This window comes from Kitasatospora sp. NPDC056327, assembly GCF_042261735.1.
Taxonomy (GTDB): Bacteria; Actinomycetota; Actinomycetes; order Streptomycetales; family Streptomycetaceae; genus Kitasatospora.
On record NZ_JBHJRC010000048.1, the window covers coordinates 19,745 to 37,321 of the forward strand.

Here is a 17,577-nt window from a genome sequence, read left to right on the forward strand (position 1 = left end):
CATGCGCGCCGCCCGCCTCCCCGCTGCAGCCACCGCGCTGCTGTTCGTCCTCGGCACCACGGCCGGCTGCCTCGGCGGCCCCGGCCCGGCCCGGTCCGGCCGGACGCCCGACCCCGCGCCGCCCGCCCCCGCCGCCGTCACCGGGGACCTCCGCCCGGCCGACCGGTCCGCCGTCCGCGACGGCGGCACCCTGCGCTGGGCCGTCGACGCCGTCCCGGCCACCCTGAACGTCTACCAGCCCGCGGCCACCGCCGACTCCGCGCTGCTCGCGCACGCCCTCTACCCCGCGCTGTTCCGGCCGGACGCGCACGGCGAGTGGACCCCGGACCCGGACTACCTGACGGCCGCCGAGTCCACCCCGCCCGGGCAGCTGCCCCAGGTGGTCACCTACCACCTGAACCCGCACGCCGTCTGGAGCGACGGCACCCCGCTCTCCGCCGCCGACTTCGCCGCCCAGCGGGCTGCCCTCTCCGGCCCGGACCCCGCCCACACCGCCGCCCGGCCCGCCGGGTACGCGGACGTCGACTCCGTCGTCCAGGGCGCCGGCCCGCACGAGGTCAGGGTCACCTTCCGGCAGCCCTGCGGCGAGTGGCGGGCCCTGTTCGGCCCGCTCTACCCGGCCGCCGAGACCGCCGGCGCCGCCGCCTTCGGCCGGCCGCTGCCCGGCGGCACCGCCCACCCGACCGCGGGCCCGTTCCTGGTCGACGGCTACGACCCGGTCGGCGGGAAGGCCACCCTGGTCCGCAACCCGTACTGGTGGGGCGGTCCGGCCAAGGCCGACCGGATCGAGTTCCTCGCCGTCCCGCCCGAGCGGCGGGCCGAGGAACTGGCCCGGGGCCGGCTGGACCTCGCCCCGCTGACCGCGGCGCTCGAACACGCCGGGGCCGGCGCGGCCGAGGCCCTGCGGCAGGCCGGGACGCTGCCCGGCGTCAGCCTGCACCGGGCCGCCGGGACCGGGCTCGCCCAGCTCACCCTGAACGCCGCCCGCGAGCCGCTCACCGACCCGGTGCTGCGCCGCGCGCTGGCCCGCGCCGTCGACCGGCGGCACGCCGCCGACGCCGCGCTGACACCGTTCGGACTGCCCGCCGCCCCGCTCGGCCACCACCTGCTGGCGGGCGACCAGCCCGGCTACCGGGACGACGCCGACGCGCTGGGCGGCACCGAACCGGGGCGGATGCTGGACTCGGCCGGCTGGAAGCGACCCGCCGCGGGCGGCACCCGGGCCCGCGGCGGCCACGAGCTGGCGCTCACCCTGCTGGTCCCCGCCGACGCGGCGACCCTGCGCCGGGCGGCCGACGCGGTGGCGGCCGATCTCGGGGCGGCCGGCGCGGCGGTCCGGGTGACGGAGGCACCGGCGGACACCTTCGTCCGCGACCACCTGGCGGCCGGCGACTGGGACCTCGCGCTCTTCTCCTGGCCGGCCGGCCCCTCCCCGGCGGGCGAGCAGCGGCCCGTCTACGCCAAGCCCCGCCCGGGCCCGGACGGCACCCCGGTGGCCGGCCGCAACTACGCGCGGGCGGGGACGGAGGAGATCGACCGCCTCTTCGACCGCGCCGCCGCCGAAGCCGACCCCGCAGCCCGCCGGGCGCTGCTCCAGGAGGCCGACGTGCGGATCTGGCAACTGGGCCACTCGGTGCCGCTGTTCCAGCGCCCGGAGGCGGTGGCGGTCCGGGACGGCCTCACGGGCACCGGGGTGCGGGGCCTCGCCCGGCCCCGCCTCCAGGACCTGGGCTGGGCGGTATAGGGCGTGTCTTGTGGATCTTGTCGGACAGGCCACGGCGTCGGAGTGCGTGCATCGGCGGTGCGGAGGTGGGGACACCGCCCGGCCGGGGCCGGGGCCGGGGGCGTGCGTGCCCCGGGCGCGGCGGGTGCGGCAGTGATCCGCGAGCCCCGGGGCCCTCCTGCGGGCCTCGCGGGACCGGCCCCGGGGGAGGCCCTCAGACCGGGTGGACCTCGACGGGCAGCGCGGCCGCCCACCGCGCCAGCTGCCGCTCGACCAGGGCGACCCGGGCCAGTTCCGGGCACTCCTTCCGGGCCCGGACCAGGGCCGCGCCGGCCTCCTCGGGCCGGCCGGCGGCACCGAGCGCGGCGGCGAGCGCGCAGCTCGACTCGGCCCGCCAGATCCGCGAGCGGTGCAGGCCGCGCTGCGCGAGCCCGATGGCCACCGCGTCGTCCGGCCGGCCCTCCCACCGCGCCAGGTCGATCAGGGCGGGGACGCTCACCCGCAGCGAGGCCGGGTCGCCGTCGAACAGGTCGACGGCCGCCAGCAGCCGGGGCAGCGCGGTCGCCGGCGGCAGCTCGCCGGAGTCCCCGGCCCCGGCGATCGCGCTCGTCAGCACCAGACCGACCTCCACCATGAGGCTGGGGTGGTGCTGCGCCGCCAGCTCCGTCCGGGCCCGCTCCTCGGCCTCTGCGTACCGGCCCGCGCCGAGGGCGAGCTTCGCCCGGGTGATCCCGGGGTTGGAGGCCGGCTCCATCCGGTCGACGACCGCCGCGGCGGCGCCGAACCGGCCCTGCAGCAGGGCGGCCGTGGCCAGGTGGCCGGCCTCGGAGCAGGACACGACGGAGGAGGGCCGGAACGGCAGCCGCAGCAGCTGGGAGCCGAAGCAGTAGGGGTCGCGGAACCCGCGGACGATCCGGCCCGCCAGGCCCAGCACGATGCCCCAGGCCGCCATCGGCACGCCGGAGGTCCAGAGCCACCAGGCGAGCGCGGCCGGACCGGCGGTCAGCAGCACGGCCGAGAGCCACAGCCGCAGCCGCACCAGCCGGCCGTGGGCGATCGTCCAGTAGATGTGCACCGCCGTCGGGAACGCCCGGAGCTCGACCTGGGTCCCGCCGACCGTCGTCGCGGCGACCACCCGGCCGGTGCCGAGCACGACCGACAGCTTGCGCTTGCCGCCCCACCGCCCGGTCAGCAGGACCCAGAGCTCGGCGCAGACCCGGGGTACCGCGTAGCCGAGCAGGAAGGCCGACAGCTGCCGGAGCATCCGCACCTGGGCGGACGAGTCGTCCGTCGTGAACGTCAGGACGAGGGGGGCGAGGGCGACCAGCCAGCCCAGGAACGGAAGCACTCTCTTCACAAGCGCACACGATGGAGCAAGGAGAACGCCGGGTGAAAGAGAAGTGACCGAGCTGTGATCTTGACCCCCGCGCGCTGCCCGTTTCGGCCGTCCTGGGCGGTTCCCCGTACGATAGGAGGAAGCCGTGGCATGTCCTGCCCGGCGGGTGGACCGGTAGTAGCAGGCGGAACGGGCGGCGGCGACCGACAGAGGTCGCAAGTGCGCGTCACGCAGCCGGGCGCCGTAACCCACGATTCCGGGAGAATCTGCCAGGCATGCCCACGCGCAACGACATCCGTAACGTCGCCATCGTCGCCCACGTCGACCACGGCAAGACCACCCTGGTCGACGCCATGCTCAAGCAGGCCGGCGCCTTTGCCGCGCACCAGCAGCTGGACGACCGGATGATGGACTCCAACGATCTGGAGCGCGAGAAGGGCATCACCATTCTCGCGAAGAACACCGCGGTCAAGTACCACCCCAAGGACGGTGGCGCTCCGATCACGATCAACATCATCGACACCCCGGGCCACGCCGACTTCGGTGGCGAGGTCGAGCGCGGCCTGTCGATGGTGGACGCGGTCGTCCTCCTGGTCGACGCCTCCGAGGGGCCGCTGCCCCAGACCCGCTTCGTGCTGCGCAAGGCGCTCACCGCGCGGCTGCCGGTCATCCTGTGCATCAACAAGACCGACCGTCCGGACGCCCGGATCGACGAGGTCATCAACGAGACCTACGACCTCTTCCTCGACCTGGACGCGGACGAGGACCAGATCGAGTTCCCGATCGTCTACGCCTGCGCCCGTGACGGCGTCGCGTCGCTGACCAAGCCCGAGAACGGCACCGTTCCCGGCGACAGCGACAGCCTGGAGCCGTTCTTCTCCACCATCCTGGAGCACGTGCCGGCCCCGACCTACGACGCCGACGCGCCGCTGCAGGCCCACGTCACCAACCTGGACGCCGACAACTTCCTCGGCCGCATCGCGCTGCTCCGGGTCGAGCAGGGCGAGCTGCGCAAGGGCCAGACGGTGGCCTGGATCAAGCGCGACGGCACCATCTCCAACGTCCGCATCTCCGAGCTGCTGATGACCGAGGCGCTCACCCGCAAGCCGGCCGAGGTGGCGGGCCCGGGCGACATCTGCGCGGTCGCCGGCATCGCCGACATCATGATCGGCGAGACCCTCGCCGACACCGAGAACCCGATCGCGCTGCCGCTGATCACGGTGGACGAGCCGGCCATCTCGATGACCATCGGCACCAACACCTCGCCGTTGGTCGGCCGGGGCGGCAGCGGCAAGGGCGCGGACGCGAAGTCCGGCGGCCGGGTCGACCGCAAGGTCACCGCCCGCCAGGTGAAGGACCGCCTGGACCGCGAGCTGGTCGGCAACGTGTCGCTGCGCGTGCTGGACACCGAGCGCCCGGACGCCTGGGAGGTGCAGGGCCGCGGTGAGCTGGCGCTGGCCATCCTCATCGAGACCATGCGCCGCGAGGGCTTCGAGCTGACCGTCGGCAAGCCGCAGGTGGTCACCAAGGAGGTCAACGGCAAGACCCACGAGCCGGTCGAGCGCCTCACGGTGGACGTGCCCGAGGAGCACATGGGTGCCGTCACCCAGCTCATGGGCATCCGCAAGGGCCGGATGGACAACATGTCCAACCACGGCTCGGGCTGGGTCCGGATGGAGTTCGTCGTGCCGTCCCGCGGCCTGATCGGCTTCCGGACCGAGTTCCTGACCAACACCCGCGGCACCGGCATCGCGCACTCGATCCACGAGGGCCACGAGCCGTGGTTCGGCCAGCTGACCACCCGCAACAACGGCTCGCTGGTCGCCGACCGGGCCGGTGTGGTCACCGCCTTCGCGATGACCAACCTGCAGGAGCGCGGCGTCCTCTTCTGCGACCCGGGCACCGAGGTGTACGAGGGCATGATCGTCGGCGAGAACTCGCGCGCCGACGACATGGACGTCAACATCACCAAGGAGAAGAAGCTCACCAACATGCGGTCGTCGAACGCCGACGTCGCCGAGTCGATCGTCCCGCCGCGCAAGCTCTCGCTGGAGCAGTCGCTGGAGTTCTGCCGCGAGGACGAGTGCATCGAGGTGACGCCGGAGACGGTTCGCATCCGTAAGGTCGTGCTGGACCAGAAGGACCGCGGCCGTACCGCTTCGCGTGCCAAGAAGGTCTGATCAAGGCCTTCTGAGCCCGCCCGGCCGGGCTATGGCCGGAAACGTCCGCCCCCCTTTCCGATGGAGAGGGGGGCGAACTTTTTCAACTACTCCACGCTGTCGACGCGCGTATAAACGGAATAGCGCTTACCACGCCAAGGTGTCCGCTGAGCGAACGTGACGGTCCGTCATTCATGACGACTGTCCGTTTGATGCCTGTCTGAGTATGTCTTATATGTCCGATTTTCGAAACTTACCGACCGTTCATGTGACCTAATTGAGATCGGCAGTGGTCACTTTCGTGTCCGTCGGTGACACATAGTGGGTGCAGTCAGGCTCGGGTCAAGGGTTAACGCGCAGGGGTGCGCGCCGAAACCACGAGCGCGGACGGCACGGCGGACCGGATCAACCCCCCGCGGTGCTCTCCTCGTTGGAAAGTCGAATTCAGGAGGCATCCCCCATGCGTGGTGCAACCCAGACCAAGTGGCTCGTCGCGGCGACCGCGATCGCCCTTGCGGCGACCGCTTGCAGCACCAGCTCGAAGAGCAGCGACAAGGCTGCCTCCGGCGGCGGCACGATCGCCGTTCAGCTCGGTGAGCCGCAGCACGGTCTGATCCCGCAGAACACCGCGGAGTCCGAGGGTGCCGAGGTCCTGAACGCACTGTTCGCCGGCCTGGTCGAGTACGACAACAAGACCAACGAGCCGAAGCTGCGCGTCGCGGAGTCGATCGAGTCCCCCGACAGCAAGGTCTGGACGATCAAGCTGAAGGACGGCTACACCTTCCACAACGGTGAGAAGGTCACCGCCCAGTCCTTCGTGGACGCCTGGAACTGGGGCGCCAACCAGGACAACGCGGCCGAGGGCCTGCCGTTCTTCGCCAAGATCGAGGGCTCCGAGGAGCTCGCGCCGGGCAAGGACAAGAAGCCCGCCACCGACAAGCTCAAGGGCCTGGCGGTCGTCGACGAGAAGACCTTCACCGTCACCCTGTCGAACCCGTTCTCCCAGTTCAAGACCATGCTGGGCTACAACGCGTTCTACCCGCTGCCCAAGGCCTTCTTCCAGGACAAGAAGACCTTCGAAGAGGCCCCCATCGGCAACGGCCCGTTCCAGATGGACGGCAAGTGGGAGCACAACCAGCAGATCAAGGTCAAGCGCTACGACAACTTCCCGGCCGCTGACGGCAAGGCGAAGCTGCAGGGCGTCACCTTCAAGATCTACGACAAGCTGGAGACGGCGTACAACGACCTGCGCGCCGACAACATCCAGGCCACCGACAAGCTCCCGATCTCGGCCATGGGCACGGTCAAGGGCGAGTTCGGCGACCGCTACATCTACAAGCCGGAGTCCGGCGTCGGCTACATCGGCTTCCCGATCGCCACCAACCCGGCCACCTACGGCAACCCGGAGATCCGCAAGGCGGTCTCGATGGCGATCGACCGCGAGGCGATCACCAAGACGATCTTCTCGGGCACCCGCATCCCCGCCGACGACTTCGTCAACCCGCTGATCCCGGGTTACCGCAAGGGCGCCATGGGCGACGCGGCGAAGTACGACCCGGCCAAGGCCAAGCAGGTGTGGGACGCCGCGGGCGGCGTCCCGGGCAACACCATGGAGCTCGGCTACAACGCCGACGGTGGCCACAAGGAGTGGATCGAGGCCGTCGCCAACCAGCTGAAGAAGAACCTGGGCGTCGAGGTCACGATCAAGCCGTTCGAGAAGTTCGGCAAGATCCTGGACGCGCTGGGCGAGAAGCAGTACTCCGGCGGCTTCCGCATGGCGTGGTCGATGGACTACCCGTCGATCGAGAACTACCTGCGTCCGATCTTCTCGAAGGTCGCGATCGAGAACGGCTCGAACTACGGCGGCTACGTCAACGAGCAGTTCGAGTCGCTGCTGAACCAGGCCGACCAGGCCAAGACCCCCGAAGAGGGTCAGAAGCTGTACCAGCAGGCCGACGACATCCTGATCAAGGACCTGCCGTACATCCCGGTGTACACCTACATGTCGTCCGCCGCGTACACCAAGAAGATCAAGAACTTCGACACCGACGCCCAGGGTCGCATGAACCTGGACGAGGTCGAGCTCGCCGGCTGATCCGGTTAATCAGACGAACGGGGGCGGGTGGACCGGACCACAGTCCGAGTCCCCCCGCCTCCCTTCCTTGTCCGAAAGTATGGAGGTCTGATGGGCCGCTATGTCATCCGCCGACTTATACAGGCAATCCCTGTCCTGATCGGTGCGACGTTCCTGATCTACTGGCTTGTCTTCAGCCTGCCCGGTGACCCGGTGCAGGCGCTGGCCGGCGAGAAGAAGGCCGACCCGCTCGTGGCGGAGATGATCCGCCAGAAGTACCACCTGAACGACCCGTTCCTGCTCCAGTACTGGAACTACATCACCGGTGTCTTCCAGGGCGACCTGGGCGAGAGCCTGACCGGTCGTTCGGTGAGCGACATGATCGGTGAGGCGTTCCCGTTCACCGTCAACCTCGCCATCGTGGCCTTCATCATCGAAGCGGTCATCGGTGTTCTGGCGGGCGTCATGGCGGCCCTGCGCAAGGGCAAGTTCCTGGACCAGCTGGTCCTCATCAGCACGCTGTTCGTGATCTCGATCCCGGTGTTCGTCACCGGCTTCGTGCTCCAGCTGGTGCTCGGTGTGAAGCTGAAGAACGACTACGGCCTTGAGATCTTCTCGGTCTCCTTCAACGAGGAGGACGGGCTGCGGGCGTACCTGCTGCCGGCCTTCGTCCTCGCCTCGACCTCGCTCGCGTACGTCGCGCGCCTGACCCGCACCAGCCTGATGGAGACCATGCGCGCGGACTACGTCCGTACCGCGGTCGCCAAGGGCCTGAAGCGCCGTCGGGTGATCGGCCGGCACGCCCTGCGCAACGCGCTGATCCCGATCGTCACCTTCCTCGGTGCCGACCTCGGCGGTCTGATGGGTGGCGCGGTCATCACCGAGAAGATCTTCAACATCCACGGCATCGGCGGTCTGCTCGCCCAGGCCGTGTACCAGAAGCAGGGCACGATCATCGTCGGCGTCGTCACGCTGCTGGTGCTGATCTACCTGGTCACCACCCTGCTCGTGGACCTGCTGTACGCCGTGCTCGACCCGAGGATCCGCTATGAGTGACACCATCACCAAGGGCGCCGAGGCCCCCTCCGGGGACAACACCCCCAAGACTTCGCCCGAGAAGAAGCCGGAGCGCGTCGCCAGCCTCTGGTCCGACGCGATCCGCGACCTGCGCCGCAACCCGGTCTTCATCATCGGTGCGGTGCTGGTGTTCTGCCTGCTCGTGATCTCCGCGGTCCCGGGGCTGTTCACCGACGGCAGCCCGACCGACGGCAACGCCTGCGACCTGGCGAACTCGCTGCAGCGGCCGAGCGCCGAGCACTGGTTCGGCTTCGACGTCCAGGGCTGCGACATCTACACCCGCACGGTGTGGGGCGCCCGGAACTCGATCATCGTCGGTGTCCTGACCACGGCGCTGGTCACCGTGGTGGGCGGTCTGCTCGGCCTCTGGGCCGGCTGGAAGGGCGGGGCCATCGACTCGGTCCTGTCCCGCTTCACCGAGATCTTCTTCTCGATCCCGCTGCTGCTCGGCGGCATGCTGATCATGTCGATGCTGCCGTGGGCGGGCAACGCCCTCAGCGTCTCGCTGGTCATGGCGGTGCTCGGCTGGCCGCAGATCTTCCGCATCATGCGCGCCTCGGTGCTGGCCAACAAGAACAACGACTACGTGATGGCCGCCCGTGCCCTGGGCGCCGGCTCCGGCCGGATCACCTTCCGGCACATCGTGCCGAACGCCGTCGCGCCGGTCATCGTGGTCTCCGCGATCAGCCTGGGCGTCTACATCGGTGCCGAGGCCGCGCTGTCCTACCTGGGCATCGGTGTCCAGCCGCCGCAGATCTCCTGGGGTCTGATGATCAGCGACGCGCAGGCCCGCTTCCTGGACGCCCCGCACGTCCTGCTCTTCCCGGCCGCCGTGCTGAGCGTCACCGTGCTGGCCTTCATCATGCTCGGCGACGCGGTCCGCGACGCCCTCGACCCGAAGCTCCGCTGAGAGAAGAGGTGACGACCCGATGACCACCGTGATCGAGAAGAACCAGAAGAACGGCCGCCTTGAGGTTGGCACCCCGCTGCTGGAGGTCAAGGACCTCCACGTGGAGTTCCACACCCGGGACGGCGTCGCCAAGGCCGTGAACGGCGTCAACTACTCCGTGGCCGCGGGCGAGACGCTGGCGGTGCTCGGCGAGTCCGGCTCCGGCAAGTCGGTGACCGCCCAGACCATCATGGGCATCCTCGACATGCCGCCCGGCAAGATCAGCCAGGGCCAGATCCTCTACCGCGGGCGGGACATGCTCGCGATGAAGGAGGAGGAGCGCCGGCAGATCCGCGGCCAGAAGATCGCGATGATCTTCCAGGACGCGCTCTCCTCGCTGAACCCGGTGATGACCGTCGGCGCCCAGCTCGGCGAGATGTTCCGGGTGCACCGCGGCAGCTCCAAGAAGGAGGCCCGGGAGCGGGCCGTCGAGCTGATGGAGCGGGTGCGCATCCCCGCCGCCAAGCAGCGCGTGGGCGACTACCCGCACCAGTTCTCCGGCGGCATGCGCCAGCGCATCATGATCGCCATGGCGCTCTCCATGGAGCCCGACCTGATCATCGCGGACGAGCCCACCACCGCCCTGGACGTCACCGTCCAGGCCCAGGTGATGGACCTGCTCGCGGAGCTCCAGGACGAGTTCAACATGGGCCTGATCCTGATCACCCACGACCTCGGCGTGGTCGCCGACGTCGCGGACAAGATCGCGGTCATGTACGCGGGCCGGATCGTCGAGACCGCTCCGGTGCACGAGCTGTACGCCAACCCGGCGCACCCGTACACCAAGGGCCTGCTCCGTTCCATCCCGCGCCTGGACCAGAAGGGCCAGGAGCTGTACGCGATCAAGGGCCTGCCCCCGAACCTGCTCAAGGTCCCGGCCGGCTGCGCGTTCAACCCCCGCTGTGATGTCGCCACCGACCTGTGCCGCACGGAGATCCCGAAGCTGCACCAGGTGACCGACAAGGACGGCAAGGAGCTCACCGGCCGCCGCAGCGCGTGCCACCTCTGGAAGGAGACCCTCCATGGCTGAGCCCATCCTGGAGGTCAAGGACCTGGTCAAGCACTACCCGCTGACCCAGGGCATCCTGTTCAAGAAGCAGGTCGGCGCCGTCAAGGCAGTCGACGGCGTCTCCTTCGAGCTGGCGAAGGGCGAGACGCTCGGCATCGTCGGCGAGTCGGGCTGTGGCAAGTCCACGCTGGCCAAGGTGCTGATGAACCTGGAGCGGGCCACCTCGGGCGAGGTGCTGTTCAAGGGCGAGGACATCTCCAAGCTGTCCGGCGCGGCCCTCAAGGCCGTGCGCAGGAACATCCAGATGGTGTTCCAGGACCCGTACACCTCGCTGAACCCGCGGATGACGGTCGGCGACATCATCGGCGAGCCCTTCGAGATCCACCCCGAGGTGGCGCCGAAGGGCGACCGCCGGAAGGCGGTCCAGGACCTGCTGGACGTCGTCGGCCTGAACCCGGAGTACATCAACCGGTACCCGCACCAGTTCTCGGGCGGTCAGCGCCAGCGCATCGGCATCGCCCGCGGTCTGGCGCTCAAGCCGGAGATCATCATCTGCGACGAGCCGGTCTCCGCGCTCGACGTGTCGGTGCAGGCCCAGGTGATCAACCTGCTGGAGCAGCTCCAGAACGAGTTCGAGCTCTCCTACATGTTCATCGCGCACGACCTCTCGATCGTCCGGCACATCTCCGACCGCGTCGGCGTGATGTACCTCGGCAAGCTGGTCGAGATCGGCAGCGACGAGGAGATCTACGAGAACGCCACCCACCCGTACACCCAGGCGCTGCTCTCCGCGGTGCCGGTGCCGGACCCGACGGCGCGCGAGTCCCGCGACCGGATCATCCTGACCGGTGACATCCCGTCGCCGGCCAACCCGCCGTCCGGCTGCCGCTTCCGCACCCGCTGCTGGAAGGCCGAGGAGCGCTGCTCGACCGAGGTCCCGCTGCTCGCCGTCCCCGAGGTGCTGAGCGGCCCGGCCAAGCACCAGTCGGCGTGCCACTTCGCCGCCGTCCGGGAGCCGGCCGCGGCCTGATCCCGTACCGGGCACGGCCGGAGGGGCCCGTCACCGTTCACCGGTGGTGGGCCCCTCGGGCGTTCCCGGGCTCCCCGACGCGGCGTCAACGCGGTCCGGAGCCGGTGCACCCGTCCGGGGGTACCCGACTCGCGCCGCCGGGCGGCCGAGCTTCTCATGGGGTGTGATGCGTCACACACCTTGAGGAGGGACCTCCATGCCCGTGGCCACCCGTGCTCGATGGGTCCTCGCCGCAGCGACGTCCGTGGCCCTGGTGGCCAGCGGTTGCAGCAGCAGCGACGGGGGCGGCAGCAGCGGTTCGTCGGACAGCAGCAAGACCTTCAGTTACCAGAGCAGCGAGCCGCAGAACCCGTTGCAGCCGGCCAACGCCAACGAGACCGGCGGCGGACGCATCATCCAGAACCTCTTCAAGGGGCTCGTGGACTACGACCCCTCGAACGCCAAGATCCGAATGCAGGTCGCCGACAAGATCGAGACCAGCGACTCGCAGACCTTCAACGTCACGCTGAAGGACGGCTGGAAGTTCCACGACGGCACCCCGGTGCACGCCAAGAACTTCGTGGACGCCTGGAACTGGGGCGCGACCACCAGCAACAACCAGATCAACAGCTCCTGGTTCGCCGACATCGAGGGCTACCAGGACGTCCACCCGGCGAGCGGCCAGCCGGCCACCACCAAGATGTCCGGGCTGACCGTCGTCGACGACCTGCACTTCACGGTCAAGCTGAGCGGCAAGGTCTCGTACTTCGAGTACAAGCTCGGCTACATCGCCTTCTCCCCGCTGCCGGACGCCTTCTTCAACGACCCGGCCGGGTACGGGCAGAAGCCGGTCGGCAACGGCCCCTACCAGTTCGTCAGCTGGGACCACAACCAGCAGGTGGTCACCAAGACCTTCCCGGACTACCAGGGCGTCGACAAGCCGAAGAACGGCGGCGTCGTCTTCAAGATGTACAGCACCGCCGAGGCCGCCTACGCCGACCTGCAGTCCAACAACCTGGACGTGATGGACCAGGTGCCGCCCTCGGCGCTGGCCACCTACAAGACCGATCTCGGGGACCGGGCGGTCGACGAGCCGCAGGGCGCCATCCAGAACATCGGCTTCACCCTCTACCAGGCCGACTGGGCCTCCCCGGACAAGGCGAAGGTCCGTCAGGGCCTGTCGATGGCGATCGACCGCGACACCATCACCAAGACGGTGCTGCAGGGCTCCCGCAAGCCCGCCACCGCCTGGGTCGCCGAGGGCGTCGAGGGCTACAAGGACGGCCAGTGCGGGGAGTTCTGCAACTTCGACGCGGCCAAGGCCAAGCAGCTGATCACCGAGGGCGGCGGCGTCCCCGGCAACCGGCTGACCATCACCTACAACGCCGACGGCGGCCACAAGGAGTGGGTCGACGCGGTCTGCAACTCGATCCGGCAGAGCACCGGCGTCGACTGCGTGGGCGACCCCAAGCCGGACTTCAAGACCGCCCGGGCCGCGATCACCGGCCACCAGATCAACGGCGCCTTCCGGACCGGCTGGGTCCAGGACTACCCGCTGAACGCCAACTTCCTCGCCGACGTGTACCGCACCGGCGCCGCGTCCAACGACTTCGGCTATAGCAACCCGCAGTTCGACCAGCTCTCCACCCAGGCCGACCAGGCCGCCAGCGTGGCCGACTCGGTGACCGGCTACCAGCAGGCCGAGGCGGTGCTGCCCAGCGGCATGCCGGCCATCCCGCTCTGGTACTACCGCACCACCTCGGGCTACTCCACCCGTGTCCAGAACGTCACCTTCGACTCCTTCGGCAACCCGGCCTGGACCCAGGTCGAGGTCAAGGGCTGACGAGCTCCCCCGCGCAGGCCCCGCCCTTCCCGCACGGAGGGCGGGGCCCCGGGCACTCGATCACGTCTCCAGGAAGGAGGCTGGCATGGGCAGTTACGTGCTGCGGCGGGTCCTGCAGATGATCCCGGTGTTCTTCGGCACCACGCTGCTGATCTTCCTCATGGTCTACACGCTGCCGGGGGACCCCGTCTCGGCGCTGTTCGGGGAGAAGGCCGCGGACCCCGCCGTCGTGGCCAGCATCAAGCACAAGTACTACCTCGACCAACCGATCTGGAAGCAGTACCTGCACTACATGGGGAACCTCTTCCAGGGGGACTTCGGCACCAGCTTCACCGGCCGCCCGGTGAGCGACATCATGGCGGACGCCTTCCCGGTCACCATCCGGCTGGCCCTGATGGCCTTCCTCTTCGAGATGGTCTTCGGCCTGCTGCTCGGCCTGGTCTCCGGCCTGAAGCGCGGCAGCGTCCAGGACACCCTGGTGCTGCTGCTCACCCTGCTGGTGATCTCCATCCCGGTCTTCGTGCTGGCGTACATCGCCCAGACGGTCTTCGCGACCAACCTGGGCTGGGTGACACCGACGGTCCAGGACTCCAAGGACCTCTCGCAGCTGATCCTGCCGGCGATCGTGCTGGGCTCGCTCTCGCTCGCCTACGTCGCCCGGCTCACCCGCACGTCGATCGGCGAGAACCTGCGGGCCGACTACATGCGCACGGCGGTCGCCAAGGGCCTGCCCCGGCGCACCATCATCGGCCGCCACCTGCTGCGCAACTCGCTGATCCCGGTGGTCACCTTCCTCGGCACCGACCTCGGCGCGCTGATGGGCGGCGCGATCGTCACCGAGGGGATCTTCAACGTGCAGGGCGTCGGCAACGTGCTGTACCGGGCGATCAACCAGAAGGAGGGGCCCACCGTGGTCGGCATCGTCACCGTGCTGGTGATCGTCTACCTGGTGGCCTCCCTCGTCGTCGACCTGCTCTACGCGGTCCTGGACCCGAGGATCCGCTATGCCTGACATGCACGACGAGGAGTCCTACGAGCCGCGGCCCAAGCCGGGGGTGGACCACTTGGACTACGCCGGCGAACAGGGCATGGCGGTCGAGCAGGAGACCCTGGTCGAGCCCGATCCGGAGAAGCGCGAGGAGGCCCGCAGCCTCTGGGGCGACGCCTGGCGGGACCTGCGGCGGCGCCCGATCTTCCTGGTCTCGGCGGTGCTGATCCTGCTGCTGATCGTGATGGCGATCTTCCCCTGGGCGTTCACCGACGCCGATCCGCGGCAGGCGGACCTGGTCCACAACTACCTCAGACGGCCGGACTGGACGGACTTCTTCGGCGCGGGCTGGTTCGGCTACGACGGCCAGGGCCGGTCCATCTACGCCCGGGTGGTGTACGGCGCCCGGGCCTCGATCACCGTCGGCATCTTCGTGACCGCGACGGTCACCCTGCTCGGCGGGCTGACCGGCATGGTGGCCGGCTACTTCGGCGGCGCCGTGGACGCGGTGCTCTCCCGGATCGTCGACATCTTCTTCGGCATCCCGTTGCTGCTGGGCGCGCTGGTGCTGCTGAACGCCTTCGCCGTCCGCACCGTGTGGACCGTGGTGCTGGCGCTGGGCGTGCTGGGCTGGACCCAGATCGCCCGCGTCATGCGCGGCGCGGTGCTGACGGTCAAGCAGGCCGACTACGTGGTGGCCGGAAAGGCGCTCGGTGCGGGCACCGGCCGATTGATGGTCCGGCACATCCTGCCGAACGCGGTCGCCCCGGTGATCGTGGTGGCGACCATCGCGCTGGGCGGCTACATCGCCACCGAGGCGACGCTGAGCTTCCTCGGCATCGGCCTGCAGGACCCGACGATCTCCTGGGGCATCGACATCTCGTCCGCCCAGAAGGTGATCCGGACGGCGCCGTACGTGATGTTCTTCCCGGCCGCGGCGCTCTCCGTCACCGTGCTGGCCTTCATCATGCTGGGCGACGCGGTGCGCGACGCCCTCGACCCGAAGCTTCGCTGAGCGAGGGGACGCATCGTGACCACAGCAGTCGACACCGGCAAGGCCGGGCGGGAGGCGCCCTACGAGGGCCCGCTGCTCGACGTCCGCGACCTGCACGTCGAGTTCGTCACCCGGGACGGGGTGGCCCGGGCGGTCAACGGGGTCAACTACAGCGTCCGGGCGGGGGAGACGCTGGCGGTGCTCGGCGAGTCCGGCTCGGGCAAGTCGGTGACCGCGCAGGCGATCATGGGCATCCTGGACATGCCGCCGGCCCGGATCCCCCAGGGGGAGATCCTCTTCCGGGGCCAGGACATGCTCAGGATGGACAAGGAGCGGAGGCGGCAGATCCGCGGCCAGAAGATCGCGATGATCTTCCAGGACGCGCTCTCCTCGCTGAACCCGGTGCTCACCGTGGGCTTCCAGCTCGGCGAGATGTTCCGCGCGCACCACAGGACCTCGCGCAAGGCCGCCAAGGAGAAGGCGGTCGAGCTGATGGACCGGGTGCGCATCCCGGCCGCCAAGGACCGGGTGAACGACTATCCCCACCAGTTCTCCGGCGGCATGCGCCAACGCATCATGATCGCCATGGCGCTGGCGCTGGAGCCCGATCTGATCATCGCGGACGAGCCGACCACGGCGCTGGACGTGACCGTGCAGGCGCAGGTGATGGACCTGCTCGCCGAGCTGCAGGCCGAGTACCACATGGGGCTGATCCTGATCACCCACGACCTGGGCGTGGTCGCGGACGTCGCGGACAAGATCGCGGTGATGTACGCGGGCCGGATCGTGGAGACGGCGCCCGTGCACGAGCTGTACGCCCGTCCGGCCCACCCCTACACCCGCGGGCTGCTGGACTCGATCCCGCGCCTGGACCAGAAGGGCCAGGAGCTGTACGCGATCAAGGGACTGCCGCCCAACCTGCTGCGGATCCCGCCGGGCTGCGCGTTCAACCCGCGCTGCCCGCGCGCCCAGGACGTCTGCCGGCGCGAGGTGCCCGCGCTGTTCCCGGTCACCGAGGACGACGGCACCGAGCCGGCCGGGCGCGGCAGCGCCTGCTTCTTCTGGAAGGAGACCCTCCATGACCGTTGACGGGACCGGGGCGGTCGGGTCGCCGGCGGAGGCCGCCTTCGCGCAGGAGGTCGCCCGCGGCGAGCCGATCCTCGAAGTCCGGGACCTGGTCAAGCACTTCCCGCTGACCAGGGGCGTGCTGTTCAAGAAGCAGGTCGGCGCGGTGAAGGCGGTGGACGGGGTCTCCTTCGACCTCATGCAGGGGGAGACGCTGGGCATCGTCGGCGAGTCGGGCTGTGGCAAGTCCACGCTGGCCAAGGTGCTGATGAACCTGGAGCCGGCCACCGGCGGCTCGGTGAGGTACAAGGGGGAGGAGATCTCCCGGCTCTCGGGATCGGGGCTGAAGGCCGTGCGCAGGAACATCCAGATGGTGTTCCAGGACCCGTACACCTCGCTGAACCCGCGGATGACGGTCGGGGACATCATCGGCGAGCCCTTCGAGATCCACCCGGAGGTGGCGCCGAAGGGGGACCGCCGGAAGGCGGTCCAGGACCTGCTGGACGTCGTCGGTCTGAACCCGGAGTACATCAACCGGTACCCGCACCAGTTCTCGGGCGGTCAGCGCCAGCGCATCGGCATCGCCCGCGGTCTGGCGCTCAAGCCGGAGATCATCATCTGCGACGAGCCGGTCTCCGCGCTCGACGTGTCGGTGCAGGCCCAGGTGATCAACCTGCTGGAGCAGCTCCAGGGGGAGTTCAACCTCTCGTACATGTTCATCGCGCACGACCTCTCGATCGTCCGGCACATCTCCGACCGGGTCGGCGTGATGTACCTCGGCAAGCTGGTCGAGATCGGCAGCGACCGGGAGATCTACGACCACGCCACCCACCCGTACACCCAGGCGCTGCTCTCCGCGGTGCCGGTGCCGGACCCGACGGCCCGTGAGAACCGGGACCGGATCGTGCTCGCGGGTGACGTCCCGTCGCCGGCCAACCCGCCGTCCGGCTGCCGCTTCCGCACCCGCTGCTGGAAGGCCGAGGAGAGGTGCGCGGTGGAGGTTCCGCTGCTGGCGGCGCCGGGGTGGCTGGGCGGCCTCGCCGCGCACGAGTCGGCCTGCCACTTCGCGGCCGAGCGCGCCCCGGGCGGGCAGGACCGGCGGCGGCCGGCCGACCCGGGCCCGGTGCCGGCCGACCCGGGGCAGGAGCCGGAAGGTCCGGGCGGGCGGCAGCCGGAAGGTCCGGGCGGGCAGGACCGGCAGGGGCCGGAAGGTCCGGAAAGCGGTTGACAGCGGGGCACCGCCCCGTCGGCGAAGCGGGGGCGCCCCCGGGGGGGCCCGCGACATGGTGGTGAGCCCCCCCCCCCGCGGGGAAAACCGCACAGCCCCCCCCCCACCAAGCCCCAAATAAAA

General features: G+C 69.9%; 13 protein-coding genes. 12 read left to right on the top strand and 1 reads right to left on the bottom strand.

The window, feature by feature from the left end:
• The first annotated feature begins 1 nt into the window (after window position 1).
• Window positions 2-1,744, top strand: a complete 1,743-nt coding sequence (locus ACFCX4_RS10275; RefSeq protein WP_376140397.1) for an ABC transporter substrate-binding protein — start codon at window positions 2-4, stop codon at window positions 1,742-1,744.
• A 193-nt stretch (window positions 1,745-1,937) separates the two neighbouring features.
• Here the strand turns inward: ACFCX4_RS10275 and ACFCX4_RS10280 are convergent, their stop codons facing one another.
• Window positions 1,938-3,080 (bottom strand): hypothetical protein, encoded by a 1,143-nt coding sequence (locus ACFCX4_RS10280; protein ID WP_376140399.1) that lies wholly within the window; start codon window positions 3,078-3,080, stop codon window positions 1,938-1,940.
• A 254-nt stretch (window positions 3,081-3,334) separates the two neighbouring features.
• On the opposite strand from ACFCX4_RS10280, the gene typA reads away from it, so the two are divergent.
• The 11 genes from typA to ACFCX4_RS10335 all read left to right on the top strand — a co-directional run bounded on the left by typA (window position 3,335) and on the right by ACFCX4_RS10335 (window position 17,454).
• On the top strand, window positions 3,335-5,239 hold the full coding sequence (typA, locus tag ACFCX4_RS10285) for a translational GTPase TypA (RefSeq protein WP_376140401.1): 1,905 nt from the start codon (window positions 3,335-3,337) through the stop codon (window positions 5,237-5,239).
• A gap of 439 nt (window positions 5,240-5,678) precedes the next feature.
• A complete protein-coding gene (locus tag ACFCX4_RS10290) occupies window positions 5,679-7,313 on the top strand; it encodes an ABC transporter substrate-binding protein (RefSeq protein WP_376140403.1) in 1,635 nt (544 codons plus the stop codon).
• Window positions 7,314-7,403: 90 nt separating this feature from the next.
• On the top strand, window positions 7,404-8,348 hold the full coding sequence (locus ACFCX4_RS10295) for an ABC transporter permease (protein WP_344334170.1): 945 nt from the start codon (window positions 7,404-7,406) through the stop codon (window positions 8,346-8,348).
• A complete protein-coding gene (locus ACFCX4_RS10300; RefSeq protein WP_376140406.1) occupies window positions 8,341-9,279 on the top strand; it encodes an ABC transporter permease in 939 nt (312 codons plus the stop codon). Before ACFCX4_RS10295 ends, ACFCX4_RS10300 begins: the two co-directional genes overlap by 8 nt.
• 19 nt (window positions 9,280-9,298) lie before the next feature.
• Window positions 9,299-10,348, top strand: a complete 1,050-nt coding sequence (locus ACFCX4_RS10305) for an ABC transporter ATP-binding protein (protein WP_376140408.1) — start codon at window positions 9,299-9,301, stop codon at window positions 10,346-10,348.
• Window positions 10,341-11,357 carry an ABC transporter ATP-binding protein gene (locus tag ACFCX4_RS10310; protein ID WP_376140410.1) on the top strand — a complete coding sequence of 339 codons (1,017 nt, stop codon included), beginning with the start codon at window positions 10,341-10,343 and terminating at the stop codon, window positions 11,355-11,357. Before ACFCX4_RS10305 ends, ACFCX4_RS10310 begins: the two co-directional genes overlap by 8 nt.
• Window positions 11,358-11,553: 196 nt before the next feature.
• On the top strand, window positions 11,554-13,179 hold the full coding sequence (locus ACFCX4_RS10315; protein WP_376140412.1) for an ABC transporter substrate-binding protein: 1,626 nt from the start codon (window positions 11,554-11,556) through the stop codon (window positions 13,177-13,179).
• An 85-nt stretch (window positions 13,180-13,264) separates the two neighbouring features.
• Window positions 13,265-14,191, top strand: coding sequence for an ABC transporter permease (locus ACFCX4_RS10320; RefSeq protein WP_376140414.1), 927 nt, complete (start codon window positions 13,265-13,267; stop codon window positions 14,189-14,191).
• Window positions 14,192-14,267: 76 nt separating this feature from the next.
• Window positions 14,268-15,182, top strand: a complete 915-nt coding sequence (locus ACFCX4_RS10325) for an ABC transporter permease (protein WP_376140419.1) — start codon at window positions 14,268-14,270, stop codon at window positions 15,180-15,182.
• 15 nt (window positions 15,183-15,197) lie between these two features.
• Window positions 15,198-16,250, top strand: coding sequence for an ABC transporter ATP-binding protein (locus tag ACFCX4_RS10330; protein WP_376140415.1), 1,053 nt, complete (start codon window positions 15,198-15,200; stop codon window positions 16,248-16,250).
• Window positions 16,240-17,454 carry an ABC transporter ATP-binding protein gene (locus ACFCX4_RS10335; RefSeq protein WP_376140417.1) on the top strand — a complete coding sequence of 405 codons (1,215 nt, stop codon included), beginning with the start codon at window positions 16,240-16,242 and terminating at the stop codon, window positions 17,452-17,454. The genes ACFCX4_RS10330 and ACFCX4_RS10335 overlap by 11 nt, the downstream gene beginning before the upstream one ends.
• Window positions 17,455-17,577 lie beyond the last annotated feature (123 nt).

Bases quoted from the DNA above. Each gene is read 5' to 3' on its own strand.
- ACFCX4_RS10275 (WP_376140397.1), top strand. From the start codon at position 2: ATGCGCGCCGCCCGCCTCCCCGCTGCAGCCACCGCGCTGCTGTTCGTC.
- typA (WP_376140401.1), top strand. From the start codon at position 3,335: ATGCCCACGCGCAACGACATCCGTAACGTCGCCATCGTCGCCCACGTC.
- ACFCX4_RS10290 (WP_376140403.1), top strand. From the start codon at position 5,679: ATGCGTGGTGCAACCCAGACCAAGTGGCTCGTCGCGGCGACCGCGATC.
- ACFCX4_RS10295 (WP_344334170.1), top strand. From the start codon at position 7,404: ATGGGCCGCTATGTCATCCGCCGACTTATACAGGCAATCCCTGTCCTG.
- ACFCX4_RS10300 (WP_376140406.1), top strand. From the start codon at position 8,341: ATGAGTGACACCATCACCAAGGGCGCCGAGGCCCCCTCCGGGGACAAC.
- ACFCX4_RS10305 (WP_376140408.1), top strand. From the start codon at position 9,299: ATGACCACCGTGATCGAGAAGAACCAGAAGAACGGCCGCCTTGAGGTT.
- ACFCX4_RS10310 (WP_376140410.1), top strand. From the start codon at position 10,341: ATGGCTGAGCCCATCCTGGAGGTCAAGGACCTGGTCAAGCACTACCCG.
- ACFCX4_RS10315 (WP_376140412.1), top strand. From the start codon at position 11,554: ATGCCCGTGGCCACCCGTGCTCGATGGGTCCTCGCCGCAGCGACGTCC.
- ACFCX4_RS10320 (WP_376140414.1), top strand. From the start codon at position 13,265: ATGGGCAGTTACGTGCTGCGGCGGGTCCTGCAGATGATCCCGGTGTTC.
- ACFCX4_RS10325 (WP_376140419.1), top strand. From the start codon at position 14,268: ATGGCGGTCGAGCAGGAGACCCTGGTCGAGCCCGATCCGGAGAAGCGC.
- ACFCX4_RS10335 (WP_376140417.1), top strand. From the start codon at position 16,240: ATGACCGTTGACGGGACCGGGGCGGTCGGGTCGCCGGCGGAGGCCGCC.